Source organism: Pseudomonas sp. c313 (assembly GCF_055407145.1).
Window position 1 is genome coordinate 64,701 of the sequence record NZ_JBUZRD010000004.1, and the last position, 25,842, is coordinate 90,542.

24 protein-coding genes and 1 pseudogene are annotated in these 25,842 nt (G+C 60.3%); 12 read left to right on the forward strand and 13 right to left on the reverse strand.

Annotated features, from left to right (window positions below; genetic code table 11):
* Positions 1-2: 2 nt before the first annotated feature.
* The 6 genes from ACZRKZ_RS13860 to folE2 are packed head-to-tail and all read right to left on the reverse strand — an operon-like array spanning position 3 to position 4,302.
* Entirely contained in the window at positions 3-563 is a 561-nt protein-coding gene (locus tag ACZRKZ_RS13860; RefSeq protein ID WP_149412508.1) for a gamma carbonic anhydrase family protein, read from the reverse strand.
* Positions 560-982, reverse strand: a complete 423-nt coding sequence (gene hisI / locus ACZRKZ_RS13865; protein ID WP_463981854.1) for a phosphoribosyl-AMP cyclohydrolase — start codon at positions 980-982, stop codon at positions 560-562. The genes ACZRKZ_RS13860 and hisI overlap by 4 nt, the downstream gene beginning before the upstream one ends.
* Complete coding sequence (locus tag ACZRKZ_RS13870) at positions 979-1,863, reverse strand: metal ABC transporter substrate-binding protein (RefSeq protein ID WP_463981855.1); 885 nt, start codon at positions 1,861-1,863, stop codon at positions 979-981. The genes hisI and ACZRKZ_RS13870 overlap by 4 nt, the downstream gene beginning before the upstream one ends.
* Before the next feature lie 11 nt (positions 1,864-1,874).
* Positions 1,875-2,741: a metal ABC transporter permease gene (locus ACZRKZ_RS13875; protein ID WP_463981856.1), complete on the reverse strand. Its 867-nt coding sequence runs from the start codon at positions 2,739-2,741 to the stop codon at positions 1,875-1,877.
* Positions 2,741-3,409: a metal ABC transporter ATP-binding protein gene (locus ACZRKZ_RS13880; protein ID WP_463981857.1), complete on the reverse strand. Its 669-nt coding sequence runs from the start codon at positions 3,407-3,409 to the stop codon at positions 2,741-2,743. Before ACZRKZ_RS13880 ends, ACZRKZ_RS13875 begins: the two co-directional genes overlap by 1 nt.
* Positions 3,406-4,302, reverse strand: coding sequence for a GTP cyclohydrolase FolE2 (gene folE2 / locus ACZRKZ_RS13885; RefSeq protein ID WP_463981858.1), 897 nt, complete (start codon positions 4,300-4,302; stop codon positions 3,406-3,408). The genes ACZRKZ_RS13880 and folE2 overlap by 4 nt, the downstream gene beginning before the upstream one ends.
* A 129-nt stretch (positions 4,303-4,431) precedes the next feature.
* On the opposite strand from folE2, the gene ACZRKZ_RS13890 reads away from it, so the two are divergent.
* Positions 4,432-5,643 (forward strand): N-acetylmuramoyl-L-alanine amidase, encoded by a 1,212-nt coding sequence (locus ACZRKZ_RS13890; protein WP_463981859.1) that lies wholly within the window; start codon positions 4,432-4,434, stop codon positions 5,641-5,643.
* Here the strand turns inward: ACZRKZ_RS13890 and ACZRKZ_RS13895 are convergent.
* A pseudogene (locus ACZRKZ_RS13895) lies at positions 5,640-5,744 on the reverse strand (glutamine synthetase); the annotation flags it as partial. The gene ACZRKZ_RS13890 and the pseudogene ACZRKZ_RS13895 overlap by 4 nt on opposite strands.
* 132 nt (positions 5,745-5,876) lie before the next feature.
* On the opposite strand from ACZRKZ_RS13895, the gene dksA reads away from it, so the two are divergent.
* The 4 genes from dksA to ACZRKZ_RS13915 are packed head-to-tail and all read left to right on the forward strand — an operon-like array spanning position 5,877 to position 9,168.
* On the forward strand, positions 5,877-6,281 hold the full coding sequence (dksA, locus tag ACZRKZ_RS13900) for an RNA polymerase-binding protein DksA (RefSeq protein WP_463981860.1): 405 nt from the start codon (positions 5,877-5,879) through the stop codon (positions 6,279-6,281).
* Between the two features lie 26 nt (positions 6,282-6,307).
* Positions 6,308-7,516, forward strand: coding sequence for a zinc metallochaperone GTPase ZigA (gene zigA / locus ACZRKZ_RS13905; protein ID WP_463981861.1), 1,209 nt, complete (start codon positions 6,308-6,310; stop codon positions 7,514-7,516).
* Complete coding sequence (locus ACZRKZ_RS13910; protein WP_463981862.1) at positions 7,516-8,160, forward strand: DUF1826 domain-containing protein; 645 nt, start codon at positions 7,516-7,518, stop codon at positions 8,158-8,160. The genes zigA and ACZRKZ_RS13910 overlap by 1 nt, the downstream gene beginning before the upstream one ends.
* Before the next feature lie 45 nt (positions 8,161-8,205).
* On the forward strand, positions 8,206-9,168 hold the full coding sequence (locus tag ACZRKZ_RS13915; protein ID WP_463981863.1) for a CobW family GTP-binding protein: 963 nt from the start codon (positions 8,206-8,208) through the stop codon (positions 9,166-9,168).
* Here the strand turns inward: ACZRKZ_RS13915 and ACZRKZ_RS13920 are convergent.
* On the reverse strand, positions 9,162-9,554 hold the full coding sequence (locus tag ACZRKZ_RS13920; protein ID WP_133100682.1) for a DUF3301 domain-containing protein: 393 nt from the start codon (positions 9,552-9,554) through the stop codon (positions 9,162-9,164). The two genes, ACZRKZ_RS13915 and ACZRKZ_RS13920, sit on opposite strands and share 7 nt — an antisense overlap.
* 117 nt (positions 9,555-9,671) lie before the next feature.
* Between ACZRKZ_RS13920 and pdxY the strand changes: the two genes are divergently transcribed.
* Positions 9,672-10,544: a pyridoxal kinase PdxY gene (pdxY, locus tag ACZRKZ_RS13925; RefSeq protein WP_149412519.1), complete on the forward strand. Its 873-nt coding sequence runs from the start codon at positions 9,672-9,674 to the stop codon at positions 10,542-10,544.
* A gap of 61 nt (positions 10,545-10,605) precedes the next feature.
* Here pdxY and ACZRKZ_RS13930 read toward each other — a convergent pair whose 3' ends face one another.
* Positions 10,606-11,091, reverse strand: a complete 486-nt coding sequence (locus ACZRKZ_RS13930) for an acyl-CoA thioesterase (RefSeq protein ID WP_463967557.1) — start codon at positions 11,089-11,091, stop codon at positions 10,606-10,608.
* A 293-nt stretch (positions 11,092-11,384) separates the two neighbouring features.
* Between ACZRKZ_RS13930 and ACZRKZ_RS13935 the strand changes: the two genes are divergently transcribed.
* Positions 11,385-13,142: a cation:proton antiporter gene (locus ACZRKZ_RS13935; RefSeq protein ID WP_463967558.1), complete on the forward strand. Its 1,758-nt coding sequence runs from the start codon at positions 11,385-11,387 to the stop codon at positions 13,140-13,142.
* A 9-nt stretch (positions 13,143-13,151) separates the two neighbouring features.
* On the opposite strand, the gene ACZRKZ_RS13940 is transcribed toward ACZRKZ_RS13935, so the two are convergent.
* The 3 genes from ACZRKZ_RS13940 to uvrD form a co-directional block, all read right to left on the reverse strand.
* On the reverse strand, positions 13,152-13,559 hold the full coding sequence (locus tag ACZRKZ_RS13940; protein WP_133100686.1) for an SMI1/KNR4 family protein: 408 nt from the start codon (positions 13,557-13,559) through the stop codon (positions 13,152-13,154).
* 136 nt (positions 13,560-13,695) lie between these two features.
* The gene (locus ACZRKZ_RS13945) at positions 13,696-14,565 is read right to left on the reverse strand and encodes a Tim44 domain-containing protein (protein WP_350615105.1); all 870 of its coding nucleotides are present in this window, start codon (positions 14,563-14,565) and stop codon (positions 13,696-13,698) included.
* Between the two features lie 191 nt (positions 14,566-14,756).
* On the reverse strand, positions 14,757-16,940 hold the full coding sequence (gene uvrD / locus ACZRKZ_RS13950) for a DNA helicase II (RefSeq protein ID WP_463967559.1): 2,184 nt from the start codon (positions 16,938-16,940) through the stop codon (positions 14,757-14,759).
* A 278-nt stretch (positions 16,941-17,218) separates the two neighbouring features.
* On the opposite strand from uvrD, the gene ACZRKZ_RS13955 reads away from it, so the two are divergent.
* The 3 genes from ACZRKZ_RS13955 to ACZRKZ_RS13965 all read left to right on the forward strand — a co-directional run bounded on the left by ACZRKZ_RS13955 (position 17,219) and on the right by ACZRKZ_RS13965 (position 21,448).
* Positions 17,219-20,092 (forward strand): EAL domain-containing protein, encoded by a 2,874-nt coding sequence (locus ACZRKZ_RS13955; RefSeq protein ID WP_463981864.1) that lies wholly within the window; start codon positions 17,219-17,221, stop codon positions 20,090-20,092.
* 162 nt (positions 20,093-20,254) lie between these two features.
* Positions 20,255-21,121, forward strand: a complete 867-nt coding sequence (gene hexR, locus ACZRKZ_RS13960) for a transcriptional regulator HexR (protein WP_133100690.1) — start codon at positions 20,255-20,257, stop codon at positions 21,119-21,121.
* 132 nt (positions 21,122-21,253) lie between these two features.
* A complete protein-coding gene (locus ACZRKZ_RS13965) occupies positions 21,254-21,448 on the forward strand; it encodes a PA3496 family putative envelope integrity protein (RefSeq protein ID WP_463981865.1) in 195 nt (64 codons plus the stop codon).
* Here the strand turns inward: ACZRKZ_RS13965 and ACZRKZ_RS13970 are convergent.
* Positions 21,378-22,352: a LysR family transcriptional regulator gene (locus tag ACZRKZ_RS13970; RefSeq protein WP_463981866.1), complete on the reverse strand. Its 975-nt coding sequence runs from the start codon at positions 22,350-22,352 to the stop codon at positions 21,378-21,380. The two genes, ACZRKZ_RS13965 and ACZRKZ_RS13970, sit on opposite strands and share 71 nt — an antisense overlap.
* Positions 22,353-22,544: 192 nt before the next feature.
* Between ACZRKZ_RS13970 and ACZRKZ_RS13975 the strand changes: the two genes are divergently transcribed.
* Both ACZRKZ_RS13975 and oadA read left to right on the forward strand, forming a co-directional pair.
* The gene (locus ACZRKZ_RS13975) at positions 22,545-23,960 is read left to right on the forward strand and encodes an acetyl-CoA carboxylase biotin carboxylase subunit (RefSeq protein WP_133100693.1); all 1,416 of its coding nucleotides are present in this window, start codon (positions 22,545-22,547) and stop codon (positions 23,958-23,960) included.
* An 11-nt stretch (positions 23,961-23,971) separates the two neighbouring features.
* Positions 23,972-25,795: a sodium-extruding oxaloacetate decarboxylase subunit alpha gene (oadA, locus tag ACZRKZ_RS13980; RefSeq protein WP_133100694.1), complete on the forward strand. Its 1,824-nt coding sequence runs from the start codon at positions 23,972-23,974 to the stop codon at positions 25,793-25,795.
* The last annotated feature ends 47 nt before the right edge of the window (positions 25,796-25,842 follow it).

A 25,842-nucleotide genomic window follows, 5' to 3' on the forward strand; every position in this document is an offset into this window, starting at 1 on the left:
GCTTAAAACTCGTTTTGCAGGGCTTTGTAACCGCGCACCAGATCAACGTTGGTACGGGCCACGTCTTCGGAAAACTCCGAGGCGCTGATGCTTACCGGCGGGAATTGCGACAGGTCGGTGTTGGGTCCGATGCGCGTGGTAGAGGGTACGTAGAAGGCGGCAGGCAAGTCGCGGCCGTCGACCACCGAGTTGTGCCGCACCACGCAGCCGTCGCCGACCGCACAGTTGAATAGCACGCTGTTGAAGCCGATAAATACTCGATCGCCGACGGTGCAGGGGCCGTGGACGATGGAGCGGTGGGCGATGGAACTGAATTCGCCGATGGTCACCGCCGCCCCGGATTTGGAGTGGATCACCACGCCGTCCTGGATGTTGGAATTGGCGCCGATGGTGATCGGGTCCATATCGCCATTGGTGTCCACCTCGTCGGCACGGATCACTGCGTAGGGGCCGACAAACACGTTTTCACCGATGATCACCTTGCCGCAGATGATTGCGGTTTTGTCGACGTAGGCTGACTCGGCAATCACGGGGAGATCGCCGGAAGGGTTCTTGCGGATCATGCGTGTTCCTCGACGGGCGCGGTGATGATGTGCACTTGGCCGTCAGCGATGGTGTTGTAGAAGCAGGTGGGCCGGCCGGTGTGGCAAGCGGGGCCCTGTTGATCGACGATCAGCAGCACAGCGTCGCCGTCGCAATCCAGGCGCGCTTCGATCAGTTGCTGGCGATAACCAGAGGTCTCGCCTTTACGCCACAGTCGCTGGCGCGAGCGTGACCAATAGCAGACCTGCCCGGTGGCCAGGGTTTCGTCGAGGGCCAGGCGGTTCATCCAGGCCAGCATCAGCACCGCGCCGCTGCCGTGTTGCTGGGCGATGGCGGCAATCAGGCCATCGTTGTTCCATGGCAGGGCGTCGAGCACCTGATCGAGGGGAAAGCGGCTGCCGAGGGCCGCGCTTTCCAGATCGAGCATGGTCAGGGTCATGGCTTGCTCAAGGCGTCGTACAAGGTGTTGAGGTTGTATTCGAACAGCCCGGTAAAGGTGCTGGCCGGACCTTCGGTTGCCAGGGCGTCCGAGTACAACGTGCCGCCGATATGGGCGCCGCTTTCGTCGGCAATCTGCTTGAGCAGGCGCGCGTCCTTGATGTTCTCCATGAATACCGCCTTGACCTTGGCCTGACGGATTTGGGTGATCAGCGCGGCGACTTCGGCAGCCGAGGGGTCGCGTTCAGTGGACAGGCCTTGAGGTGCCATGAAGTCGATACCGTAGGCCTGACCGAGATAGCCGAAGGCGTCATGGGAGGTGACGATGCGGCGGTTGCCCGGTGGCAGCGAACCTAACTTGGCCTTGGCTTCGGCCAGCAGGCGGTAGATTTCCTTCAGGTAGACCTGGCTGTTGTGCTGGTAGTCTGCTTTGTTGGCCGGGTCCGCCGCGATCAGGGCTTTGGTGATGTTGTTCACGTAGAGTTCGGTGTTGGCCAGGTTGTGCCAGGCGTGCGGGTCGGGGAGGGTGTCGCCATCTTCGTCCATGGTGCGGGGAATTACGCCTTTGCTGGCGGTCACCACTGTGGCCTTGGTCTCGGTGCTGGTGACCAGGCGATCCAGCCACGGCTCGAAACCCAGGCCGTTCTTGATGATCACCTTGGCCGTGAGCAGCGCCTTGGCGTCGTCCGGGGTTGGTTCGTACGTGTGGGCATCGGCGTCAGGGCCGACCATGTTGCTGATCTGGATATGGTCACCGCCAACCTGGTGAGTCATGTCGGCAAGGATGCTGAAACTGGTGACCACCTGGAGCTTGTCCGCCGCCTGGACGGTCGCGAACGACAGCGCCAGCGAGACACTGAACAGCACGAGTAGAGCGCGCATCGGGAAACACCTCATTGGGATGTAAGCAAAGACGGGCGGCGCAGTAAGCCGTGCACCGGACCGAAGACCACGGACAGCAAGTACAAGCCGCCAGCCACCAGCACAATCGCCGGGCCGCTGGGCAGCGAGTAGTAGAACGACAACAACAAGCCAAGCCACACCGACAGGCATCCCAGCGCCGCCGATACCACGATCAACACCGGCAGGCGCCGGCTCCAGAAGCGTGAAGCCGCTGCTGGCAACATCATCAAGCCGACCACCATCAAGGCGCCGATGGCCTGGAAGCCGATCACCAGGTTCAGCACCACCAGGGTCAGGAACACGCCGTGGGCCAGCGGCCCGAGGCGGCTGACGGTTTGCAGGAACAGCGGGTCGAGAGTGTCCAGCAGCAGCGGTTTGTAGATCAGCGCCATGGCGATCAGGCTGAAGCCGGACACCCAGATCATGCCGGTGAGGGTCGGGCCGTCCACCGCCAGGGCCGAGCCGAACAGCAGGTGCAGCAGGTCCAGGCGCTTGCCGGCCATGCCGAGGATTAGTACGCCGCTGGCCAGGGAAATCGGGTAGATGGCGGCGAGGCTGGCGTCTTCGCGAAGGCCGGTGCGGCGGGTGATCCACGCGGCCAATCCAGCCATGCTCAGGCCAGCACCGAGGCCGCCGATGGTCAGGGCGGGCAGGCTCAGGCCGGCGAACCAGAAGCCCAGCGCCGCACCGGGGAGGATGCCGTGGGCCACGGCGTCGCCGATCAGACTCATGCGGCGCAGGATCAGGAACACGCCGAGTGGGGCGGTGCTGCAGGCCAGTACCAGGCCGCCGAGCAATGCGCGGTGCATAAATACGAAGTCGTTGAACGGCATCCATAGGTGGGCGGCGATGTGCATCAGGCCACCTGCATCTGCGGTTGCTGACGGATCAATTCGTTACTGGGTGCCAGGACGCAACCGCTGTTTTTGATCTGCAATGCCTGGGGGATGTGTTGGCGCACAGCGGCCAGGTCATGACACACCACCAGCAGTGTGCGGCCTTCGGAGTGCCAGGCGTGGATGTGTTTCCACAGCAACGCTTGGCCGTCTTCGTCGAGGGCAGCATGGGGTTCGTCGAGCAACAGCACAGGCGCTTCGGCCAGGCTCATGCGAGCGAGGAGGGCGCGTTGCAGTTCGCCGCCGGACAGGGCCATCAACGGGCGATGCTCCAGGCCGCTGAGGCACCAGTCGTCCAGTACGGCTTGAAGGCGTTGGCTGCGTTGTTGCGGTGTTTGTTTGCTGCCCCAGAAGCCGGCGGCCACTAACTCTTGCAGGCTGATCGGAAACTGGCGGTCCAAGTGTTGCTGCTGTGGCAGGAATGACAGACTGCCGCGCCGTGGAGTTTCCAGTACGACTTTTCCGGCCAGGGGTTTCTGCAAGCCAGCGATGACTTTCAGCAGGCTGCTTTTGCCGGAGCCGTTGGCGCCGATCACACCGGTGAGGCTGCCTTTGGCCAGTTCGAAATCCACTGCGGGTGTCAGTGGTTGGCCAGGCGCCCCCCAGCGCAACGCTTTGCAACTGATCATGCGGATGCCCTCGTCCAGCGGCTTTCTGCTACAGCGTCGTGAGCGTGCAGGCTTTCGGCGTGGACCACTTTCAAGTGGAAGGCGTGTACCGCGTCTGAACGTTTCAGCGCCAGATTCAAGCGGCGGGCTGCGTCCTCACAGAACATCAGGTTCTGGCCGTTGGCCAAGGCGAAGGCTTGTTCGTCGGCCCGCTTCACGGCGGTTTGCACGGCGGTGCCGAGAGCGGCTTCGGCGGCATTGATCAGCTCAATCAGCGGCAGGTTGTGAGTATTGCTTTGCAACTGGACCTGCAATTGCGCGCTGCTGCGCTGGCTGTGGGGTGTGGCGACGATGCCTTTCGTGCTGCCCAGCCAAGCCATTACGTCCTCGTGTTGCAAAGGGGTGTTGGCGAAATCATCGACAAATTGCTGCTGAATCAACTGCCTGGCGAGCGCGGCCGAGCAAGGACAGGTTGACGAGTAGGTAACGTCAATTTTTAGTTCCACGTGGAACATTTGATTTTCAAAACGCGCCTCGATGCTCACCGGATAATTTTTCCAGCCAGCCAAAGGACTGACCAGGGCGGGGCGTTTGAGCAGTAAATCTGTGTGAATACGCAGGCTGGCGTTATGGGACAGACCTTCATGGCTATCGAGGAAGCGCTGCAACACTTGACGCAACAGCGCCGGTGTCAGGCTTTCTTGTTCAAGCATTTCCAGCGCCAGATACAGGCGCGACATATGAATGCCGCGCGCCTCATTGTCGTCGAGGCTCACGCCTGCATCGGCCTTGGCATTCAGGCGCTGGCCGTCGATCAGGACAGGAAGGGCAATGCCGCACATGCCCACCCAGTCCAGTGGCAAGGCTTGGCGTGAAGCCTGCGCGGCGATATCCGGCAGAGTCAGCGCATTCATGAGCAGGTCCATCATTGGGATTAAAAAGACATGTTATATTATAACTATTGAGGCGACGATGGTTTTTCTGCGCCGGTTTTTTAATCAGTTATGTCGAGCACGGACGCTCCTTAATTTGCGGTGTAAGTCATGCACAGACGTCAACTCCTCAACCTGCTGCTGGCCAGTGCAGTATTCGCTTTACCCTTCAGTGTTTCTGCCACGCAAATCCGCAATGCCCGGCTCTGGCGCTCGGACGAAAAACTGCGGGTGGTGTTCGATCTCAGCGGCCCGGTGCAATACAAGACCTTTTCCCTGACGGCCCCCGAGCGGCTGATCATCGACCTTAGCGGCGCTGGCCTGAGCGGAGATTTCAGCCAACTGGCCCTGAGCAACAGCGGCATTACCTCTATTCGCTCGGGACATTTCGGCAAGGGCGACACGCGGATCGTCCTCGATCTTGCTGCGCCGATGCAGCTCAACAGCTTTCTCTTGGCGCCTCAGGATGGTCAAGGTCATCGCCTGGTGCTGGACTTGACCAATGCCATGAAAGTGCCTTTGCACATAGCTGCTGCCACAGCGCCGCTGATTGCTTCGGTGGGTAAGCCTCACCTGAAGCGCGACATCATCGTCGTGGTCGACCCCGGCCACGGCGGTAAAGATCCAGGTGCCATCGGCTCCAAGGGCGAGCGAGAAAAAGACGTGGTGCTGTCCATCGCCCAGTTGCTGGCCAAACGCTTGAAGCGCGAGAAGGGCTTCGACGTGAAACTGGTGCGCAACGACGACTTCTTCGTGCCACTGCGCAAACGGGTGGAGATTGCCCGCAAGCACAACGCCGACATGTTCATCTCGGTGCACGCCGATGCGGCGCCCCGGCTCTCGGCCTCTGGCGCTTCGGTCTATGCATTGTCAGAGGGCGGAGCGACGTCGGCAACGGCGCGCTTCATGGCCCAACGGGAAAACGGCGCTGATCTGCTGGGCGCCACTAGCCTGCTGAGTCTCAAGGACAAGGACCCGATGTTGGCCGGGGTGATCCTCGACATGTCGATGAACGCCACCATCGCCGCCAGCTTGCAACTGGGCAGCACCGTGTTGGGCTGTCTGGCGGGCATCACAACGTTGCATCAAAAACGTGTGGAACAAGCCGGATTCGCCGTGCTCAAGTCGCCGGACGTGCCGTCGATCCTGGTGGAAACCGGCTTTATTTCCAACCCCCGCGACAGTCAGCGACTGGTCACTCCCCGTCATCAACAGGCGGTGGCGGATGGGTTGTTTGAAGGTCTGCAGCGCTACTTCCAGAAGAACCCGCCAGTGAACAGCTACATGGCCTGGGCCCAGGAGCAGAAAAAAGGCCAGGTTTAACAGCCGGTAATACGGCTGCAGGTGAACTTGGCGCGGGACCCTCCGGAACTGGAAAACCGGTTGAGGGTGGTCCAGCCCGCTCGCCGGGTATAGAACACGTATTTCATAGCGTTTCTCGGAGTATCGATGGCCCCAGCATTGCGCCCTTCGTCGTGGTGGGCAAGGAGGGATTGGCTTATTTGTGTTGTTATACTATAACATCAAAAAACAGTCCGACCCGTGAACCTCTCCCTATGACCGAACAAGACCTCCTCGCCCAATCGCCCGCTGATTACATGAATGAAGCCCAGCAAGGCTTCTTCCGCGAACTGTTACTGGCGCAGCGTAATGAGCTGCAAGCGCGCATTGATGCCGAGTTTATGGTGCTGCGCGAGCAAGAACCCAACAGCGATCCAGCGGATGTCGGCAGCGCCGAAGAACAGCGCCAATGGCAACTGCGCCTGCTGGAGCGAGAAAAAAAGCTGTTGGACAAGATCGACGAAGCCCTGGAACACCTTGCCCGCGGTGAATACGGCTGGTGTCGCGAAACGGGTGAGCTGATCGGCCTCAAGCGCCTGTTACTGCGCCCCACGGCCACCCTGTGTATCGAAGCCAAAGAACGTGAAGAGCTGCGCGAACGCCATCAACGGGCGATTTGACCGGCCAACCTGATGAGGAATACCTGATGCCCAACCGTCTCCCCGTTACTGTGCTCTCCGGCTTTCTCGGCGCCGGCAAAAGCACGCTGCTCAACTACGTCCTGCGTAATCGCGAAAACCTGCGGGTGGCGGTGATCGTCAACGACATGAGTGAAATCAACATTGATGGCGGCGAGGTCCAGCGCGACGTCATCCTCAATCGCGCCGAAGAAAAACTGGTAGAGATGAGCAACGGCTGCATCTGTTGCACCTTGCGTGAAGACTTGCTCATCGAAGTCGGAAAACTCGCCAAGGAAGGTCGTTTCGATTACTTGCTGATCGAATCCACCGGCATTTCCGAACCGCTGCCGGTAGCCGAAACCTTTACCTTCCGTGACGAAGACGGCCAGAGCCTGGCGGACATCGCCCGCCTCGACACGATGGTCACGGTCGTCGACGGCATGAACTTCCTGCTCGACTACCAGGCTGCTGAAAGCCTGGCGTCCCGAGGCGAAACCCTCGGTGAAGAGGACGAGCGCTCCATCACCGACCTGCTGATCGAGCAGATCGAATTTGCCGACGTCATCCTGATCAGCAAGATTGATCTGATCAGCAGCAGCGAGCGCCAGGAGTTGATGGCGATCCTGGCGCGCCTCAATTCCCAGGCGCACATCATCCCGATGGTCATGGGCGAAGTGCCGCTAGCGGAGATTCTCAATACCGGCCGGTTCGACTTTGAACGCGCGGCCCAGGCGCCAGGCTGGTTGCAGGAGCTGCGCGGCGAACATGTACCTGAAACCGAGGAGTACGGGATCGCGTCCACCGCTTATCGAGCCCGTCGCCCGTTCCATCCCCAACGTTTTTTCGACTTTATCGACCGCCCGTGGGTTAACGGCAAATTGCTGCGCTCCAAGGGTTTTTTCTGGTTGGCCAGCAAGCACCAGGACGCGGGAAGCTGGTCCCAGGCCGGAGGCTTGATGCGCCATGGTTTTGCCGGACGCTGGTGGCGCTTTGTGCCGAAGAGCGAGTGGCCACAGGACGAAGAAAGCGTCGCGGCAATCATGGGCAACTGGCAGCTGAGCACCGGAGACTGCCGTCAGGAACTGGTGTTTATCGGGCAGAACATCGACTTTGCGAGGATGACTACTGAACTGGATGCTTGCCTGCTGACCGATGAAGAAATGGCCCTGGGCGTCGAAGGCTGGCGCTTGCTGGCTGACCCCTTTGGCCCTTGGTATGAGGAGGCTGCCGCCTGATGCTTGCACCGATAATGAAATTGCGCCCGGTGATCCGCCAGAGCCTGGGGAAAACCCCGGCCGTGCTGACCGACATCCTGGAAGACGGCGTGAACCTGGCGCTGTGGCAGCGTCAGTTGCCGCTGCATATCGCCGAGTTCGGCACCTTGCTGCTGTCGCGGAATGAGCCGTTGGCCGAATCGTTGGTCGTTGAACTGGCCAGCGAAGATGACGAGCCAAACTTGCGCGGTTTGGCGTCGAATTTCAGCGATCTTGAAGGCTACGAAGGGTTTGTCGCCGATGTGTCGTGGCTGATCAGCGGCTTTTCCTGTTTGCTCGGTGCCAAGCGCATTGGTGTGCGGTTAAGGCTGTTGGACAAAGCCATGTGCCCGCGTTTTCACGTCGATCATGTGCCGGTGCGGCTGATCACCACTTACGCGGGGATTGGCAGTCAATGGTTGCGGGAAGGGGTCATGGAACGGCGGCACCTGAGTCAGGCAGACGCAGAACCCGAGCACCACATCGAGCAAGTCCATTGCGGGGAAGTCGCCCTGCTCAAAGGCGAAAAGTGGCACGGCAATGAAGGGTTCGGCCTGATCCATCGCTCGCCGCAGCTGACGGGTGATCAACGACGGCTGATTCTGACGCTGGATTGGTTGGCGTAACCGGGTAGGATCAAACGTCTCTACACGGTCAGAATGATGTCCAACATGCTGCAGAACATTCCTACCCACGTGATTGCCGGCCCTTTGGGCGCCGGCAAGACCAGCCTGATCAAACACCTGCTCAGCCAACGCCCGGCCAACGAGCGCTGGGCGGTGTTGATCAATGAGTTTGGGCAGATCGGCCTGGACGCGGCACTGCTGACCCGCGATGACGACGGTATTGCCTTGGGCGAAGTGGCGGGCGGTTGCCTGTGTTGCGTCAATGGTGTGCCGTTTCAGGTAGGACTGGGCCGTTTGTTGCGTAAGGCAAATCCGGATCGGTTGTTCATCGAACCGTCTGGGCTGGGTCATCCGGCACAACTGCTCAAGCAACTACGCGAAGCGCCATGGCAGGACGTGCTGGCGGTCCAACCCTGTGTGCTGGTGCTGGACGCCCAGGCCCTGGCTGCGGGCAAACCGCTGCCGACCGCACAACGCGAGGCCCTGGCCAGCGCCGGTTTGCTGGTGTTGAACAAGGATGAGGGGCTGAGCGCCACGCAGCGCACGATGATTGCAAGTCAGTTACCTGCCTGTCCCGTTTACTGGACGCGCCAGGCGCATGTGCCTTTAGCGCAACTTCCGGGTCTTTCAGCACAGGCCGGCGCCGCTGTGGATAACTTCGAGGTGCCCAAGGGAGTGGCGCAGATGCCAGCGATCTGGAGCGATCCGGCCTTGCCGATCTGCCTGAGTCAGGTCCAGGAAGGTGGCTGGAGTATTGGCTGGCGCTGGCATCCGAGCCAGCAATTGGACCCGCAGCGTGTGCGGCAATGGCTGGAAGCGCTGGACTGGCGGCGGGCCAAGCTGGTTATCCACAGCCCTGCTGGTTGGGTTTCAGCCAACGCTGTGGATAACATCACGATAACCTGGCAGCCCAGTGAGTGGCGTCGGGATTCGCGGGTTGAGCTGATTTTCAGCGAGGCGCAGGACGTCGTCAGTTTACAGCGCGGATTGGCCGATTGCCGTTACTGACGGCCCTTGCCGTGCTCCTGGCGCCACTGGCTCATCTCAATCACCTCGGCGCTGGGCAGTGGCGTCTTGATCTCGAAGGGGTAGGGCGCCAGTTCAATCTGCGCACTGTGGGCGCCGAACTGGGTGATGGTCCCAGGGTGTCGCGCCTCACCGGTCACGGTGAACTCAAAGTTGTAGACCCGCGCCAACCGCCGACGACCGTTGGCATCTTTCACAAAACCGATGCGTTTCAACGCCACGGCGCCATCGAGCAGTTCGATATCGAGCTTGGCACAATGCTGCTTGACCCGTTCCAGCGCCCGCTCGCGCAGGCCGTGGTTGTGCCACACCCAGGCGGCAGCGGTCGCCAGCAGCATCAGCACGAAGATATTTCCCAGGGTCAGCATTCGATGAACTCCAACAAAGTATGGCCAGCTTAACTGCGTCTCCGGTCTGTCGTACAGGCTGCGTTTAGTCGCATACTGCGCGGCCTGAATTTCAACGGTTTTATGGAAATCCCCTGCATGAAACGTACGCCTCATCTGCTTGCGATCCAGTCCCATGTGGTCTTTGGCCATGCCGGCAACAGCGCTGCTGTGTTCCCCATGCAGCGGGTCGGTGTGAATGTGTGGCCGCTCAACACGGTGCAATTCTCCAACCACACGCAGTATGGCCAGTGGGCGGGCGAAGTGTTGGCGCCGCAGCAGATTCCTGCATTGGTCGAAGGGATCGCGGCCATTGGCGAACTGGGCAACTGCGATGCGGTGCTCTCGGGTTACCTGGGTAGCGCGGCCCAGGGCCGGGCCATCCTCACCGGCGTGGCACGGATCAAGGCGATCAACCCCAAGGCTTTGTACCTGTGCGACCCGGTGATGGGCCACCCGGAAAAAGGCTGCATAGTGCCGCAGGAAGTCAGTGATTTCCTGCTGGACGAGGCCGCCGCCATGGCTGACTTCCTGTGCCCCAACCAGTTGGAACTGGACAGCTTTGCTGGCCGCAAGCCGCAGTCGCTGTTCGATTGCCTGGGCATGGCGCGGGCGCTGTTGGCTCGTGGGCCGAAAGCGGTGCTGGTCAAGCACCTGGACTACCCCGGCAAACTGCCGGACGGCTTCGAGATGCTGCTGGTGACTGCCGAAGGCAGTTGGCACCTGCGCCGGCCACTGTTGGCGTTTCCTCGGCAACCGGTGGGCGTGGGCGACCTGACGTCAGGCCTGTTCCTGGCGCGGGTGTTATTGGGAGATAGTCTGTTGGCAGCCTTCGAGTTTACCGCTGCTGCGGTGCATGAGGTGCTGTTGGAGACTCAGGCCTGCGCCAGCTACGAGCTGGAACTGGTGCGGGCCCAGGATCGAATTGCACATCCACGAGTGCGCTTTGAGGCTACGCCGATAGGGCTGTAGGTACTCTTGTTTAGCGGTCAAGTTGTCGCAAGTGTTTTCGCGAGCAAGCCACTCTTACATCCTACGGCCCGTCTGCCTTGACTTCCTGATACCGCTTCTCCAGCTCCTGGCGAATCTGTCGACGCTGCTTGGCCTGCATAAAGCGGCGCTTGTCTTCACTGTTCTGCGGCTGAAACGGCGGTACGGCCGCCGGCTTGTGTTGGTCGTCGACCGCGACCATGGTGAAGAAGCAACTGTTGGTGTGACGCACCGAGCGCTCGCGGATGTTCTCGGTCACCACCTTGATCCCGACTTCCATCGATGTATTGCCGGTGTAGTTGACCGAGGCCAGGAAGGTCACCAACTCGCCGACATGGATAGGCTCGCGAAAAATCACCTGGTCCACCGACAAGGTTACAACGTAGCGTCCGGCGTAACGGCTGGCGCAAGCGTAAGCCACTTCGTCGAGGTACTTGAGCAGGGTGCCGCCGTGGACATTGCCTGAGAAGTTGGCCATGTCAGGGGTCATCAATACCGTCATCGACAGCTGGGCGTTTCCGGGTTCCATAGCACACTCACGGTTGTAGGCATTGGTTGGGGAGGCACCTCTGCGGGTGCTGGAATCTTTGCAGAGCCATCCCTAACGGGACGCCGGGACGCGGCTTGCCGTCACGCCTGGCTCTATCTGTTTCCATATATTGCACCGGCTTTTCGCTGGAAGTCGCGGTGTTACCCTTGAGAAGCCCACTTCACGGGCATTTCTTACGTTCAAGGCAGACTTTTCCTTCCGCTCATTGCGACCCGTTTGAGTATCTGTGTGGGAGCCGGGAAAGCGCCAGTACCCTCAAGGAGCCCCTCGCCATGCACGCCATCAGCTTTATCCAGGACTTGGCCGTGATCATGCTGGTGGCGGGCGTGGTGACGGTCCTGTTTCATCGCCTCAAGCAGCCGGTAGTCCTGGGTTATATCGTTGCCGGTTTTATCATCGGCCCGCACACCCCGCCATTCGGCCTGATCCACGACGAAGACACCATCAAGACCCTGGCCGAGCTGGGGGTGATCTTCCTGATGTTCTGCCTGGGCCTGGAGTTCAGCCTGCGCAAGTTGTTCAAAGTGGGTGCCACGGCGTTTATTGCGGCCTTTCTGGAGATCATCCTGATGATCTGGATCGGCTACGAGATTGGCCGCTGGTTCGATTGGAATACCATGGATTCGCTGTTCCTCGGCGCGATCCTGGCCATTTCCTCGACCACCATCATCGTCAAGGCCCTCAACGACCTGAAGATGAAAAATCAACGTTTTGCCCAGTTGATTTTTGGTGTGCTGATCGTCGAAGACATTCTCGGCATCGGCATCATCGCCTTGCTGTCGAGCATCGCCGTCAGCGGCACGGTCAGCTCCGGCGAAGTGTTTTCTACGGTCGGCAAACTCTCGCTGTTTATGATCGTCGCCCTGGTCATCGGCATTTTGCTGGTGCCACGGTTGTTGGCGTATGTGGCAAAGTTTGAAAGCAACGAGATGCTGCTAACCACCGTCCTGGGCCTGTGTTTTGGTTTCTGCCTGTTAGTGGTCAAGCTGGAATACAGCATGGTGCTGGGGGCGTTCCTGATCGGTGCGATCATGGCCGAGTCCCGGCAGTTGGTGAAGATTGAGCGCCTGATCGAGCCGGTTCGCGACATGTTCAGCGCCATCTTCTTTGTCGCTATCGGCTTGATGATCGACCCGCTGATCCTGGTGCAATACGCCTGGCCGATTGCGGTGATTACCGTTGCGGTAGTGCTGGGCAAGATGCTGTCCTGCGGCCTTGGGGCCTTTATCGCCGGTAACGATGGCCGAACGTCGTTGCGGGTGGGGATGGGGCTGTCACAGATTGGCGAATTCTCGTTCATCATCGCCGCCTTGGGGATGACCTTACAGGTCACCAGCGACTTCCTCTATCCGGTGGCGGTCGCCGTTTCGGTGCTCACCACACTGCTGACGCCCTACCTGATTCGTGCCGCCGACCCGCTGTCATTGAAGATTGCCGCCGTGATGCCCCTGCGTATGAGCCGGGTGTTCGGCATGTATGGCGAATGGCTACGCAGCATTCAGCCCCAAGGCGAGGGCGCGATGCTGGCGTCGATGATCCGCAAAATCATTCTGCAGGTGGGGGTCAATTTAGCCTTGGTGATCGCGATTTTCTTTGCTGGAAGCTATTTCGCGGTGCGCATTGGCGATCTGTTGCAAGGCTGGATCAGCGATCCAAGCTGGCAAAAAGCGTTGATCTGGGGCGGGGCATTGCTGTTGTCGCTGCCGTTCCTGATTGCGGCATACCGCAAGCTCAAGGCGTTGTCGATGCTGCTGGCGGAGATGAGCGTCAAGCCGGAAATGGCCGGGCGGCACACCCAGCGAGTGCGCCGGGTGATCGCTGAAGTGATCCCGGTACTCTCGCTGCTGGTGATCTTCCTGCTATTGGCAGCCTTGTCGGCCAGTATCTTGCCGACCAACAAGTTGCTGGTGCTGATCGCCGTGGTGACGGCTGCGGTGGCCGCCGTGCTCTGGCGCTGGTTCATCCGCGTGCATACGCGGATGCAGGTTGCCTTGCTGGAAACCCTGGATAACCACAAGGACACCTTGTAGGCGCGGGGCTCAGCTTTCCAGCCAGACGTCCCGCGCCCAGTGCCAGACCGATTCCCAGGTTTCTTCGGTGACGATCTCTTCTTCGCCGGACCACAGTACGACGGTGCCGTCCTCTTCGACGCAGTAGTAGTCGTCGCCGTCTTGGCAGATTGGGATCAGTTCGCGAGAAACGCCCATATCCCAAGCGGTCGCACAAACGTCCGGCAGATAGGTGTGGGACTGTGGGTCGGTAACGGTCACAGGCTCCAGGCTGCCATAAACCACGTCGCTGACAGTCAGCAAAAACTCTTTGAAGACAAAGGGGATATTGATGAACAACTGTTCTTCAATCTCCACCAGGTCGTCGTCGTCAGGCAGTTCCAGAGGAACCGGGACAGGTTCGTTAGCTTCACGCAATTGTTCGATGACTTCTTCCACGGCCGGGATCCTCGTGCTAGTTGGCGCGGTTTATAGGGGCGCTTTATACAGTAGCTCGCTATAAGTGCAACCGTGAAATGGAAAACCCCGGACAAGTCCGGGGTTTTTGTTACTGCCAGCTCAACGCGTGTGCGGATCAGCTGTTCTGACGGATACCGGCCACCAGCCAAGGCTGGTTTTCGCCTTGCGGACGTTCCATGTTCCAGCTTTCGCTGAACACTTCGCCCTGGTCGAAACGTGAGGTCTTCGACACACCGCTGAATGTCAGGGTGGCGATGGTCTTGTCGGCGCGATCATCTACACCTTCAAGTTGTACGCGCAGATCGTCGATGTAGGTCGACTGGAAGGCGTCGCCCAGGTCGGCACGTTCGCGCTTGAGGAACTCCAGCAGTTGTGGGGTCACGAACTCAGCGATCTTGTCCATTTCGTTGGCGTCCCAGTGTTGCTGCAGGGACTGGAAGTGGTTGCGGGCCGCCTCAACGAAACGCTCTTCGTTGAACCAGGCTGGTGCATTGATCACCGGACGAGCGGCGGCAGGTGCTGCCGAGCCGCCGAAGATCGAGCCCATGGCTGGTTTCTGCTCGAACGCTTCACGCTGCATTGGCGCGCCGGCTGGAGCCATGTGCTCCTGCTGCTTGCGACGACGAGCGGCGATAAAGCGGAAGATCACAAAGGCGATGATCGCCATGATCAGGATGTCGAAGATCTGCATGCCCTGGAAGCCGCCGCCCATGAACATGGAAGCGAGCAGGCCGCCGGCAGCGATACCGGCCAGAGGGCCCAACCAGCGCGAAGCACCGCCGGCCTTGGCAGCAGCGCCAGCGGCACCGGCCGCGCCTGCGGTTGCAGCGGCACCGCCGGCACCGGCCGATGGCGCCATTTGGCTGGTCTGGTGGCTCGGTGCTGCGCCGGAGCTTTTGCCGCCACCAAAGCGCTTGGCGTTGGCGTCGAGGCTCATCGTCAGGCCGATGCACAATGCCATGGCGATGCTAAGAAAACGTTTCATAAAGGGAATTCCCATTTGTGGACTGCACGCGCGCCATGTTGCACAGGTGTAATGTCAGTGGCTAGCGGCATAATGTTTCGGGCTTTTGCGTAAGACCGATACAGAATGATCTGTAGGACGTATTACAGATATTGGCCCATCTCCCGTAAAAGCAAGGGGTGGGCCATTACCGTTCATCTTTGACCGGTGGCTTAGACGGCTTCCAGCTTGGCGTAACCCAGCATCAACCATTTACTGCCTTCGGCAAAGTTCACCTGTACCCGAGCCTGGGCCCCGGCGCCTTCGAAGTTGAGGATCACGCCTTCGCCGAAGATCGCGTGCTTGACCTGCTGGCCGAGGCTGAATGGTGTCTCCGGGATTTCCGCACCAGCGAACATGCTGCTGGAATTCTGCTGTTGGCCGCCACCGAACGGCCGGCTGACGCTGTTGGACAGCCGCACTTCCTGAATCAGCCCCTTCGGCACTTCGCGTACGAAGCGTGACACTTTGTTGTAGGTCTCGCTGCCGTACAGGCGTCGGGTTTCGGCGTAGGTCATCACCAGGTTCTGCATGGCTCGGGTGATGCCGACGTAAGCCAGGCGGCGCTCCTCTTCCAGGCGTCCCGGTTCCTCCAGGCTCATCTTGTGAGGGAACAGCCCTTCTTCCATGCCCACCAGGAACACATAAGGGAACTCCAGGCCCTTGGCGCTGTGCAGCGTCATCAACTGCACGCTGTCTTCATGCTCATCGGCCTGGGTATCGCCAGCTTCCAGCGACGCATGCCCGAGGAAGGCCGACAGCGGCGACAGCTCGGCATCTTCTTCGCTGTTTTCGAAGGCGCGGGCGGCACTGACCAGCTCCTCAAGGTTTTCTACCCGAGCCTGGCCTTTCTCGCCTTTTTCCGCTTCGTGGTAGGCGATCAGGCCGGATTGTTCGATAACGGTCTGGGTCATCAGATGCAGGGGCATTTCCATGCACTTGGCGGCCAGGTTCTCGATCAGCTCGACAAACACGGCCAACGCACCGGCGGCACGGCCGGTCAGGCCTTTATTGGCGATCAGCAAGCGCATGGCTTCCCACATCGACACATCGCTGTGGCGAGCGTGATCGCGAATGGCTTCGATGGTCTTTTCGCCGATGCCCCGGGCCGGGAGATTGATCACCCGCTCCAGCGCCGCATCGTTGCCACGGCCTTCCAGCAAGCGCAGGTAGGCCATGGCGTTCTTGATTTCGGCTCGCTCGAAGAAGCGCTGCCCGCCATAGATGCGGTACGGGATGCGTTCGCGCAGCAAGGCTTCTTCCAGCACCCGCGACTGGGCGTTGGAGCGATACAGAATGGCGATGTCGCTGCGTGCCAGCCCGGTTTTCAGGGCGCTTTCAATGGTTTCCACCACGTAGCGCGCTTCATCGTGTTCGTTGAAGGCGGCATACAGGTTGATTGCTTCGCCTTCATCGCCGTCGGTCCACAACTCTTTGCCCAGGCGTCCGGTGTTGTTGGCGATCAAGGCGTTGGCGGCCTTGAGAATCCCGGCAGTGGAGCGATAGTTCTGCTCCAGGCGAATGGTTTCTGCGTCTGGAAAGTCATCGGAGTACTGGTAGATGTTCTCGATCTTCGCGCCGCGCCAGCCGTAGATCGACTGATCATCGTCGCCCACCACCATCAAGCTGTCGCCGCCCTTGGCCAGCAAGCGCAACCAGGCGTACTGCACGGCGTTGGTGTCCTGGAACTCGTCCACCAGCACATGGCGGAAGCGCTTCTGATAGTGCGCCAGCAAACCGGGGTGGTCGCGCCACAGGTCGAGGGCGCGCAGCAGCAGTTCGGAGAAGTCGATGACGCCGGCGCGCTGGCAGGCAACCTCGTAGGCTTCATAGATGCTGCGCATGGTCGCCAGGAACAGATCACCGCTGGCCTGGATATGTTGCGGGCGCAGGCCTTCGTCTTTCTGGCCGTTGATAAACCACTGGGCCTGACGGACCGGCCAGCGCTGTTCGTCCAGGCCCAGCTCGCGGATTACCCGCTTGACCAGGCGTTGCTGGTCGTCGCTGTCGAGAATCTGGAAGGTCTGGCTCAGGCCGGCTTCCTGCCAGTGGGCCCGCAACAGGCGGTGCGCCAGGCCGTGGAAGGTACCGACCCACATGCCGGCCGGGCTGATGCCCATCAACTGCTCGATGCGATGGCGCATCTCGGCAGCGGCCTTGTTGGTGAAGGTCACCGACAGGATCGAATGAGACGAGGCGTTTTCGACCTGGATCAACCAGGCGATACGGTGCACCAGCACTCGGGTTTTACCGGAGCCAGCACCGGCCAGGACCAACTGACGGCCAACGGGGGCCGCTACGGCCTGGCGTTGGGCATCGTTGAGAGAATTCAGCAAAAGGGAGAGATCATCGCGCATCGGCGCATTCTAGGGTGCCGGGGGAAGGTGGGCAAATCTCAATGTCGGGAGGCCGAAGGAAAAACCGCCAGCGATGGACAAGAGGCAAACAATCCAATTGCGGTGATGACCGGTCGGTCAACCTCTGTAGCCCGCGCCCCGCCTCACTCAAGTCCTCTGGCCCCAAGGTTTGCGGCCATTTATTGCACGGTTTTTATGACGTGGAGCAGTTTGGTCTGTCCGCTTGCTTGTGTATGCTCCGTCGACGTTTCGGGCTCACCATTATAAGAACACTGCCTATGACCCTCAGCACTAACCCGCCAAGCACCTCCGCGGCGCCTGCGCAGGTTATCCGCAAACACTACGCCATGGAGATGGCAGTCGAGCGCACGCGCCTGTTGTACCAAGGCTCGCTGCTGCCCACCTTATTGATGTTGCTTAACGGTCTGGTCTGCGCCTGGTTGCTCTGGAGCCCGCAGCGCTATGTGTTAGTCAGCATTTGGCTGGTATGGCTGCTGGCGCTGGTGGCCTTGCGGGTGATCCAGGTGGCCGCGTTCGATTGCGCCATGCCCAGTCGACAGGCGCAGCCGATCTGGCGCCGTATGTTCATGTTGGGGTCGGCCGTCGGCGGCCTGACCCTGGCCAGCGCCGCCATCGCTCTGGTGCCGGTAGACAGCTTTGCGCAACAGGCCTGGGTATTCGGCCTGATCGGCGCGGCAACACTGTCGGCCAGCGTTGCCTATGCGGTGAACCTGTTGGCATTTCTGTCGTTTGCCTTGCCCTGCCTGGTGCCGGCCATCGTCTATCTGTTCTGGAGCGGCGATCCGCAGTTGCAAGGTTGGGGGGTCCTGGGCCTGATTCTGCTGGCGTCCCTGAGCGTGGTGGCGTGGCAGGTCAACCGTTTGATCCAGCGTGGGCTGCGGCGCCGCTTCCAGAATCAGGCGTTGATAGAGCACTTGCAGCAGGCCCAGCAGCGCAGCGAACAGTTGAATCAGGATCTGGTTCGCGAAGTCGAGCAGCGGCGTCAGGTCGAGCAAGAGCTGCGTGAGGCCCAGATCGGTTTGCAGAACCGCGTCGAGCAGCGCAGCCAGGAACTGGACGCCGCCAGTTCGGCCTTGAGCAAAAGCGAAGCGCGCCTGGCGTTGGCGTTGCAGGCCAGCGAGTTGGGCCTGTGGGACTGGAACCTGCAGAGCGACGAAGTCCACCACACCCAGCTCAAGGAGCTGTTCGGCCTGGAGCCGGAATATGTCACGGCGATGCTTAGTCACCTCAAGCCGCGCCTGCACCCAGACGATTTGCCGCTGCTCAAGCGCGCCCTGGTTGAGCATTTGAAAGGCCGCAGCGAGGACTATCTGGTGGAATACCGGGTGCGCCATGGCGACGGCCACTGGGTCTGGATCCAGGACCGCGGCCGCGCCGTGGAGCGCTCGGCCAGCGGGCGCGTTACGCGGATGCTCGGCACCCGGCGCGACATCAGCGCTGGCAAGGTTCTGGAAGAACAGCTACGGCTCGCATCGACGGTATTCGAGGCGGCCAGTGAAGGCATTGTGATTCTCGACCCCAATTATGCGTTGATCGCCGTCAACCAGGCGTTCAGCCGCGTGACCGGTTTTGAAATCGACGACATGCTCGGACGCAATGTCGTCGAGTTGCCTAGCAGCCGCGATGCCCGGCGCCACTTTCCGGCGATCCGCCAAGCCTTGCAAAGCCAAGGCACCTGGCAGGGTGAACTGGTAGAGGCACGGAAAAATGGCGAGCTTTACCCACAGTGGCTACAGCTGAACGTCGTGCGTGATGTTCGCGGAAACGTCAGTCATATCGTGGGCTTCTTCGCCGATCTGTCGGCGCGACGCGAATCTGAAGAGCGCATGCGCTACCTCACGCACTACGATGAGTTGACAGGGCTGGCGAATCGCTCGTTGTTCCGCGAGCGGCTACGCGAAGCCCATCAGCGGGTGCGCCAGGGCGGTCGCAGCCTGGCTTTGCTGCACATCAACCTGGATCGGTTCAAGCTCCTCAATGACAGCCTTGGCCACGAAGTCGCCGACCAGTTGTTGCAAAAAATGGCCCGTCGGCTGATCAACGCCTTGCCAGAAGCTGACACCATTGCCAGGCTTTCCGGCGATGAGTTTGCGGTGCTGTTCGACGCCTACGGCAGCTTGTCGAGCCTGGCGCGGGTGGCGACGCGCCTGCTGGCCAAGCTACGGGTACCGGTGGCGGTGGAAGGGCATGAACTGGTGGTCAGTGCTTCCATGGGCGTCAGCCTGTTGCCGGATAATGCACGGGAAGTTTCCGCGCTGGTCAGCCAGTCGAACATGGCCATGCAACATGCCAAACATCTGGGCGGCAATAATTTCCAGTTCTATACCGACAGCCTGCAAGCCAGCACCCTGGAGCGCTTGCAGTTGGAGAACCAGTTACGCAAGGCCATTGATGAGCGTCAGCTGAAGGTGTTCTACCAGCCCAAACTGTGCCTGGTGACGGGCAAGATGAACGCCGCCGAAGCGCTGGTGCGCTGGGATCATCCGCAGTGGGGCAGCGTGCCGCCCGGCGATTTCATTGGCTTGGCGGAAGAGACCGGATTGATTGTGCCTTTGGGTGAGTTCGTCCTGCGCCAGGCCTGCTGGCAGGCGTGCGAGTGGCAGCGCCAGGGGCTGGCGCCGATCCGCGTGTCGGTCAACCTGTCGGTACATCAATTACGCCAAGGCAAGCTGGTCAGCCTGGTGCGCCAGGTGTTGGAAGAAACCGGGTTGGCGCCGCAGTGCCTGGAACTGGAGCTGACCGAAAGCCAGTTGCTCGACAGCGTTGAGCACATCATCTCTACCTTCCAGCAACTGCGCGACCTGGGGGTCAAGCTGGCCATCGACGATTTTGGCACCGGCTACTCGTCCCTCAGTTACCTCAAACGCATCCCCGTGGACTACGTGAAAATCGACCAGACGTTTATCCGGGGCCTGGGCCAGGGCCGCGAAGACGCGGCGATTACCCGGGCGATCATCGCCATGGCCCATGGCTTGTCCCTCAAGGTGGTGGCCGAGGGCGTGGAAGATCAGCAGCAGCTGGATTTCCTCAGGGCCGAGCATTGCGATGAGGTGCAAGGCTATTTGATCAGCCGGCCGATGGAGGCCGAAGGGTTGGCGGATTTGTTACGGAAAAATGCAGATTTTCGATAGTGGAGTCCAGGCCGCACCACCGGCTACAAAGAGCCTGCCCGCTAAATCAGGGGGCAGCAGGGCGATTAAGTGATGCATCGAACGGGCAAACCAGCAATTCTTGTAGTATAACTACAAGCTTGCTACATCCCCGGCATCAGCCAATAACAAGAGTCCTTCCCTTTGAACCTGTTGCAACATATCGCCCAGTCGCGCCACCTGTTACGCAAATCGGAACTCAAGGTTGCCGATCATGTGCTGCTTGACCCTGCGGCCGTGATGCACAGTTCCATGGCGGACCTGGCCCACAGCGTCGGTATCAGCGAGCCAACCATCGTGCGCTTCTGTCGCGCCATCGGTTGCTCCGGGTTCCAGGACTTGAAGCTGAAGCTGGCCCAGAGCCTTGCGGCCGGTGCGAGCTTCGGGCAGTTCGCCATTCACGAAGACGACTCGGTCGCCGACTACAGTCTGAAAATCTTCGACACCACCTTGCACACCCTCATGGAAGTGCGAGAAAAGCTCGATCCGGTGGAGTTGCAGAAGGCGGTGACGGCCATGTCCCAGGCCCAGCGCGTGGAGTTTTATGGCTTTGGCGCGTCCGGCGCGGTGGCGGCGGATGCCCAGCACAAATTCTTCCGCCTGCTGCTGACAGCAGCGGCCTACAGCGACCCACACATGCAGGCGATGTCGGCGGTGACGTTGAAGCCTACTGATGTGGCGATCTGCATTTCCCAGTCCGGGCGCTCCAAGGACCTGCTGATCACTGCCAACCTGGTGCGTGAAAGCGGCGCCTCGCTGATCACCTTGTGCCCGAGCCAGACGCCGTTGGCGGAGCTGTCGACGATCAACTTGGCGATCGACGTGCACGAAGACACCGAAATCTACACCCCGCTGACTTCGCGTATCGCCCACCTGGTGGTGATCGACGTGTTGGCGATGGGCGTGGCCATGGCCCGCGGCCCGAGCCTGGTCAACCACCTCAAGAGCGTCAAGCGCAGTCTGCGCAGCCTTCGCTTGTCGCCCAAGTCGGTCAAAGCCCTCGACGACTGAACGTGGGCTGTGGCGAGGAGACTTGTCGGATTACCACAGGGTAACTTTCACATCTCTGTCATCCCCGCGCCGCTAAATCGTCATCCGAAGGGCCCACTCTGAACTCCCCGTACTCGCATTGGGAGACTCGAAATGGCCCGGCAATACGAAGAAAGCAGCACCCTCAAGACTCGTCGCCAACAGGAAGACCAGCGCCGCATGGCGTTCCGTCGCGCAATTGAAGATCACTGTGACCAGCGCCAGTTGCTCCATGACATCACCGACTATCTGGAACTGCATTGGCAGGCGCCGGCGGCAGCCCTGCGAAGCGCTCAGCCAGGGCGCTGATCTGCACCCGCTCGCTGCGGATAAAGCCCAGAAATGCATGGGCCACCGGTGACAGGCGCTTGGCTTTGGCCTGCACCAGGCACCAACTGCGGTACAGCGGCAGCTCTTCTACCGGCAGCTCCTTGAGCCCGCCGGTGGCCAGCTCCAGGTTCAGGGCGTGGCGCGTCAGCAGCGCTACGCCCAAACCTGCGACTACGCATTCGCGCTGCGCCTCCGCCGAGGCCACTTCCACCGTCTGGGTGAAGTGCACGCGTTTTTCCTTGAAGTACTCTTCGCAGGCTTTGCGCGTCCCGGAGCCGGGCTCGCGCACTAGCAGCGTGTAGGGTTCAAGATCCTGCAAGCGCAGCGTTCCTTGCTGGCTCAGCGGGTGATCGGGCAGGGCCACCGCCACAATCGGGTTGTTGAGGAATGGCAGGAATTCCAGGCCCATGTCCTGGGGCACCATGGTCATGATGACCAAGTCATCGCGGTTGTCGGAAAGCCTTCGAATCACTTGGGCGCGATTGACCACCGTCAACTGCAGGTTAACTTCCGGATGTTGGCGCTTGAAGGCGGCGAACAGGTGCGGCACGAAATACTTGGCGCTGGACTCCACCGCCAGCTTTAGTTGGCCCTGCAACGAGCCCTGCATGTCCGAGAGCTGCATGTCGAGGTTTTCCAGGCGCCCGAAAATATCTCGGCTGGCCCGTTGCAGGGCTTCGGCGGCTTCGGTCATGTAGAGCTTTTTGCCGACGTAATCGAACAACGGCTGACCTACCAGCTCCTCCAACTGCTTTATTTGCAGGCTGACGGCCGGTTGAGTGAGTGACATTTCCTCGGCTGCACGGCTGTAGGAGCGTAAATCACAGACCTCATTGAAAATCTGCAACTGACGCAATGTCATACGCATCAATGACTTACGCATTATTACAACACTCCAGCAGGCCTCTATTGCGCTGACTATAAGTCTTTACTTATACACAACCCAATTATTATTGATTTTTATTAATCCCTACATGCGCATAGTGTGTGTCACGCGACTGGCTTGAAACATCTGGTCACGCGCCGACCTGGTCTAGCAGGTCGAAGGTAGCCATCGGCTCAAGGGAATTTCCAAGTGATAACAAAGATCCTGATCGCCAACCGTGGTGAGATTGCCGTACGTATCGTGCGAGCCTGCGCCGAGATGGGTATCCGTTCGGTCGCGGTCTATTCCGATGCCGATCGCCACGCCCTGCATGTAAAGCGTGCCGACGAGGCCCACAGCATCGGTGCCGAGCCCCTGGCCGGTTACCTGAACCCGCGCAAGCTGGTGAACCTGGCGGTGGAGACCGGTTGCGACGCGCTGCACCCCGGCTACGGCTTCCTCTCGGAAAACGCCGAGCTGGCAGACATTTGCGCCGAGCGCGGTATTAAATTCATTGGCCCGTCGGCAGAAGTCATTCGCCGCATGGGCGACAAGACCGAAGCCCGCCGCAGCATGATCAAGGCCGGCGTGCCGGTTACGCCGGGCACCGAAGGCAACGTTGCAGACATCGCCGAAGCGCTGACTGAAGGTGATCGCATCGGCTACCCGGTGATGCTCAAGGCCACCTCCGGTGGTGGCGGTCGCGGTATTCGCCGCTGCAACAGCCCTGAAGAACTCGAACAAGCCTTCCCCCGCGTCATTTCCGAAGCCACCAAGGCCTTCGGTTCGGCGGAAGTGTTCCTGGAAAAATGCATCGTCAATCCCAAGCACATCGAGGCGCAGATCCTCGGTGACAGCTTTGGCAACGTCGTACATCTATTCGAGCGCGACTGCTCGATCCAGCGTCGCAACCAGAAGCTCATCGAAATCGCTCCAAGCCCGCAACTGACCCCTGAACAGCGCGCCTATATTGGCGACCTGTCCGTGCGCGCCGCCAAGGCCGTGGGCTATGAGAACGCCGGTACCGTGGAGTTTTTGCTCGCCGAAGGCGAGGTGTACTTCATGGAGATGAACACCCGGGTGCAGGTGGAACACACCATCACCGAAGAAATCACCGGCATCGACATTGTCCGTGAGCAAATCCGTATCGCCTCTGGCCTGCCGCTGTCGGTCAAGCAGGAAGACATCCAGCACCGTGGTTTCGCGTTGCAGTTTCGCATCAACGCCGAAGACCCGAAAAACAACTTCCTCCCCAGCTTCGGCAAGATCACCCGTTACTACGCCCCCGGCGGCCCCGGCGTGCGCACCGACACAGCGATCTACACCGGCTACACCATTCCGCCGTACTACGACTCCATGTGCCTGAAGCTGGTGGTCTGGGCGTTGACTTGGGAAGAGGCCATGGACCGTGGCCTGCGCGCCCTGGACGACATGCGCCTGCAAGGCGTAAAGACCACCGCGGCGTATTACCAGGAAATCCTGCGCAACCCGGAATTCCGTAGCGGCCAGTTCAACACCAGTTTTGTGGAAAGCCACCCTGAGCTGACCAACTATTCGATCAAGCGCAAACCCGAAGAGCTGGCCCTGGCCATCGCCGCCGCCATCGCCGCCCACGCAGGCCTGTGAGGAATACAACAATGTCCAAGACTCCTGTTTCCAAAAAAATATTCGTAACCGACACCATCCTGCGCGACGCCCACCAATCGTTGCTGGCGACCCGCATGCGCACCGACGACATGCTGCCGATCTGCGACAAGCTCGACAAAGTTGGCTACTGGTCCCTGGAAGTCTGGGGCGGCGCGACTTTTGACGCCTGCGTGCGCTTTCTGAAAGAAGACCCGTGGGAGCGCCTGCGCAAACTGCGTGCGGCGTTGCCTAACACGCGCCTGCAAATGCTCCTGCGCGGCCAGAACCTGCTGGGTTACCGCCACTACAGCGACGACGTGGTCAAAGCTTTCGTCGCCAAGGCCGCGGTCAATGGCGTCGACGTGTTCCGCATTTTTGATGCGATGAACGACGTGCGTAACCTGCGGGTTGCCATCGAGGCGGTGAAAGCCGCCGGCAAACACGCCCAGGGCACTATCGCCTACACCACCAGCCCGGTGCATACCATCGACGCGTTCGTGGCCCAGGCCAAGCAAATGGAAGCCATGGGTTGCGACTCGGTGGCGATCAAGGACATGGCTGGTCTGTTGACCCCGTACGCCACGGGCGAGTTGGTCAAGGCACTGAAGACCGAGCAAAGCCTGCCAGTATTCATCCACTCCCACGACACCGCTGGCCTGGCCGCGATGTGCCAACTCAAGGCCATCGAAAACGGCGCCGACCATATCGACACCGCCATCTCCAGCTTCGCCTGGGGCACCAGCCACCCTGGCACCGAGTCGATGGTCGCCGCCCTTAAAGGCAGCGAATTCGACACCGGCCTGGACCTGGGGTTGCTGCAGGAAATCGGCCTGTACTTCTATGCCGTGCGCAAGAAGTACCACCAGTTCGAAAGCGAATTCACCGCTGTCGATACCCGCGTGCAGGTCAACCAGGTACCGGGCGGGATGATCTCCAACCTGGCCAACCAGTTGAAAGAACAGGGCGCGCTGAACCGCATGAGCGAAGTGCTGGCCGAAATTCCACGGGTTCGTGAAGATCTCGGCTTCCCACCGTTGGTAACACCGACTTCGCAAATCGTCGGAACCCAGGCGTTCTTCAACGTGCTGGCCGGCGAGCGCTACAAGACCATCACCAACGAGGTGAAGCTCTACCTGCAAGGCGGCTACGGCAAGGCGCCTGGCACCGTGAACGAAAAACTGCGGCGTCAGGCCATTGGCAGCGAAGAAGTCATCGACGTGCGTCCGGCGGATCTGCTCAAGCCGGAAATGACCCGATTGCGCGGCGAAATCGGTGCATTGGCCAAGTCCGAAGAAGACGTGCTGACCTACGCCATGTTCCCGGACATCGGGCGCAAGTTCCTCGAAGAGCGTGAAGCTGGCACCTTGACCCCGGAAGTGCTGCTGCCGATCCCCGAAGCTGGCGGTGTCGCTCGTGCTGGCGGTGAAGGCGTGCCGACCGAGTTCGTCATCGACGTTCACGGTGAGAGCTACCGCGTCGACATCACAGGTGTCGGCGTCAAGGCCGAAGGCAAGCGCCACTTTTATCTTTCCATCGACGGCATGCCGGAAGAGGTGGTCTTCGAACCGCTCAACGAGTTTGTCGGCGGCGGCACCAGCAAGCGCAAACAAGCCAGCGAGCCGGGCCATGTCAGCACCGCGATGCCGGGCAATATCGTTGATGTGCTGGTCAAGGAAGGCGACGTAGTCAAGGCCGGCCAGGCCGTGCTGATCACTGAAGCGATGAAGATGGAGACCGAAGTCCAGGCGGCGATTGCCGGCAAGGTCACCGCCGTTCATGTGGCCAAGGGCGACCGGGTCAACCCTGGCGAAATACTGATCGAAATCGAAGGCTGATACACAGCCTTCGAAACTACCGTTTAAACCTCGGGGGGCATCTGCCC

Bases quoted from the DNA above. Each gene is read 5' to 3' on its own strand.
- ACZRKZ_RS13970 (WP_463981866.1), bottom strand. From the start codon at position 22,352: ATGCGTAAGTCATTGATGCGTATGACATTGCGTCAGTTGCAGATTTTC.
- ACZRKZ_RS13955 (WP_463981864.1), top strand. From the start codon at position 17,219: ATGACCCTCAGCACTAACCCGCCAAGCACCTCCGCGGCGCCTGCGCAG.
- ACZRKZ_RS13875 (WP_463981856.1), bottom strand. From the start codon at position 2,741: ATGCACATCGCCGCCCACCTATGGATGCCGTTCAACGACTTCGTATTT.
- zigA (WP_463981861.1), top strand. From the start codon at position 6,308: ATGCCCAACCGTCTCCCCGTTACTGTGCTCTCCGGCTTTCTCGGCGCC.
- ACZRKZ_RS13880 (WP_463981857.1), bottom strand. From the start codon at position 3,409: ATGATCAGTTGCAAAGCGTTGCGCTGGGGGGCGCCTGGCCAACCACTG.
- pdxY (WP_149412519.1), top strand. From the start codon at position 9,672: ATGAAACGTACGCCTCATCTGCTTGCGATCCAGTCCCATGTGGTCTTT.
- ACZRKZ_RS13945 (WP_350615105.1), bottom strand. From the start codon at position 14,565: ATGAAACGTTTTCTTAGCATCGCCATGGCATTGTGCATCGGCCTGACG.
- oadA (WP_133100694.1), top strand. From the start codon at position 23,972: ATGTCCAAGACTCCTGTTTCCAAAAAAATATTCGTAACCGACACCATC.
- ACZRKZ_RS13890 (WP_463981859.1), top strand. From the start codon at position 4,432: ATGCACAGACGTCAACTCCTCAACCTGCTGCTGGCCAGTGCAGTATTC.
- uvrD (WP_463967559.1), bottom strand. From the start codon at position 16,940: ATGCGCGATGATCTCTCCCTTTTGCTGAATTCTCTCAACGATGCCCAA.
- ACZRKZ_RS13860 (WP_149412508.1), bottom strand. From the start codon at position 563: ATGATCCGCAAGAACCCTTCCGGCGATCTCCCCGTGATTGCCGAGTCA.
- ACZRKZ_RS13930 (WP_463967557.1), bottom strand. From the start codon at position 11,091: ATGGAACCCGGAAACGCCCAGCTGTCGATGACGGTATTGATGACCCCT.
- ACZRKZ_RS13910 (WP_463981862.1), top strand. From the start codon at position 7,516: ATGCTTGCACCGATAATGAAATTGCGCCCGGTGATCCGCCAGAGCCTG.
- folE2 (WP_463981858.1), bottom strand. From the start codon at position 4,302: ATGAATGCGCTGACTCTGCCGGATATCGCCGCGCAGGCTTCACGCCAA.
- ACZRKZ_RS13935 (WP_463967558.1), top strand. From the start codon at position 11,385: ATGCACGCCATCAGCTTTATCCAGGACTTGGCCGTGATCATGCTGGTG.
- ACZRKZ_RS13920 (WP_133100682.1), bottom strand. From the start codon at position 9,554: ATGCTGACCCTGGGAAATATCTTCGTGCTGATGCTGCTGGCGACCGCT.
- dksA (WP_463981860.1), top strand. From the start codon at position 5,877: ATGACCGAACAAGACCTCCTCGCCCAATCGCCCGCTGATTACATGAAT.
- hisI (WP_463981854.1), bottom strand. From the start codon at position 982: ATGACCCTGACCATGCTCGATCTGGAAAGCGCGGCCCTCGGCAGCCGC.
- ACZRKZ_RS13870 (WP_463981855.1), bottom strand. From the start codon at position 1,863: ATGCGCGCTCTACTCGTGCTGTTCAGTGTCTCGCTGGCGCTGTCGTTC.
- ACZRKZ_RS13965 (WP_463981865.1), top strand. From the start codon at position 21,254: ATGGCCCGGCAATACGAAGAAAGCAGCACCCTCAAGACTCGTCGCCAA.
- ACZRKZ_RS13915 (WP_463981863.1), top strand. From the start codon at position 8,206: ATGCTGCAGAACATTCCTACCCACGTGATTGCCGGCCCTTTGGGCGCC.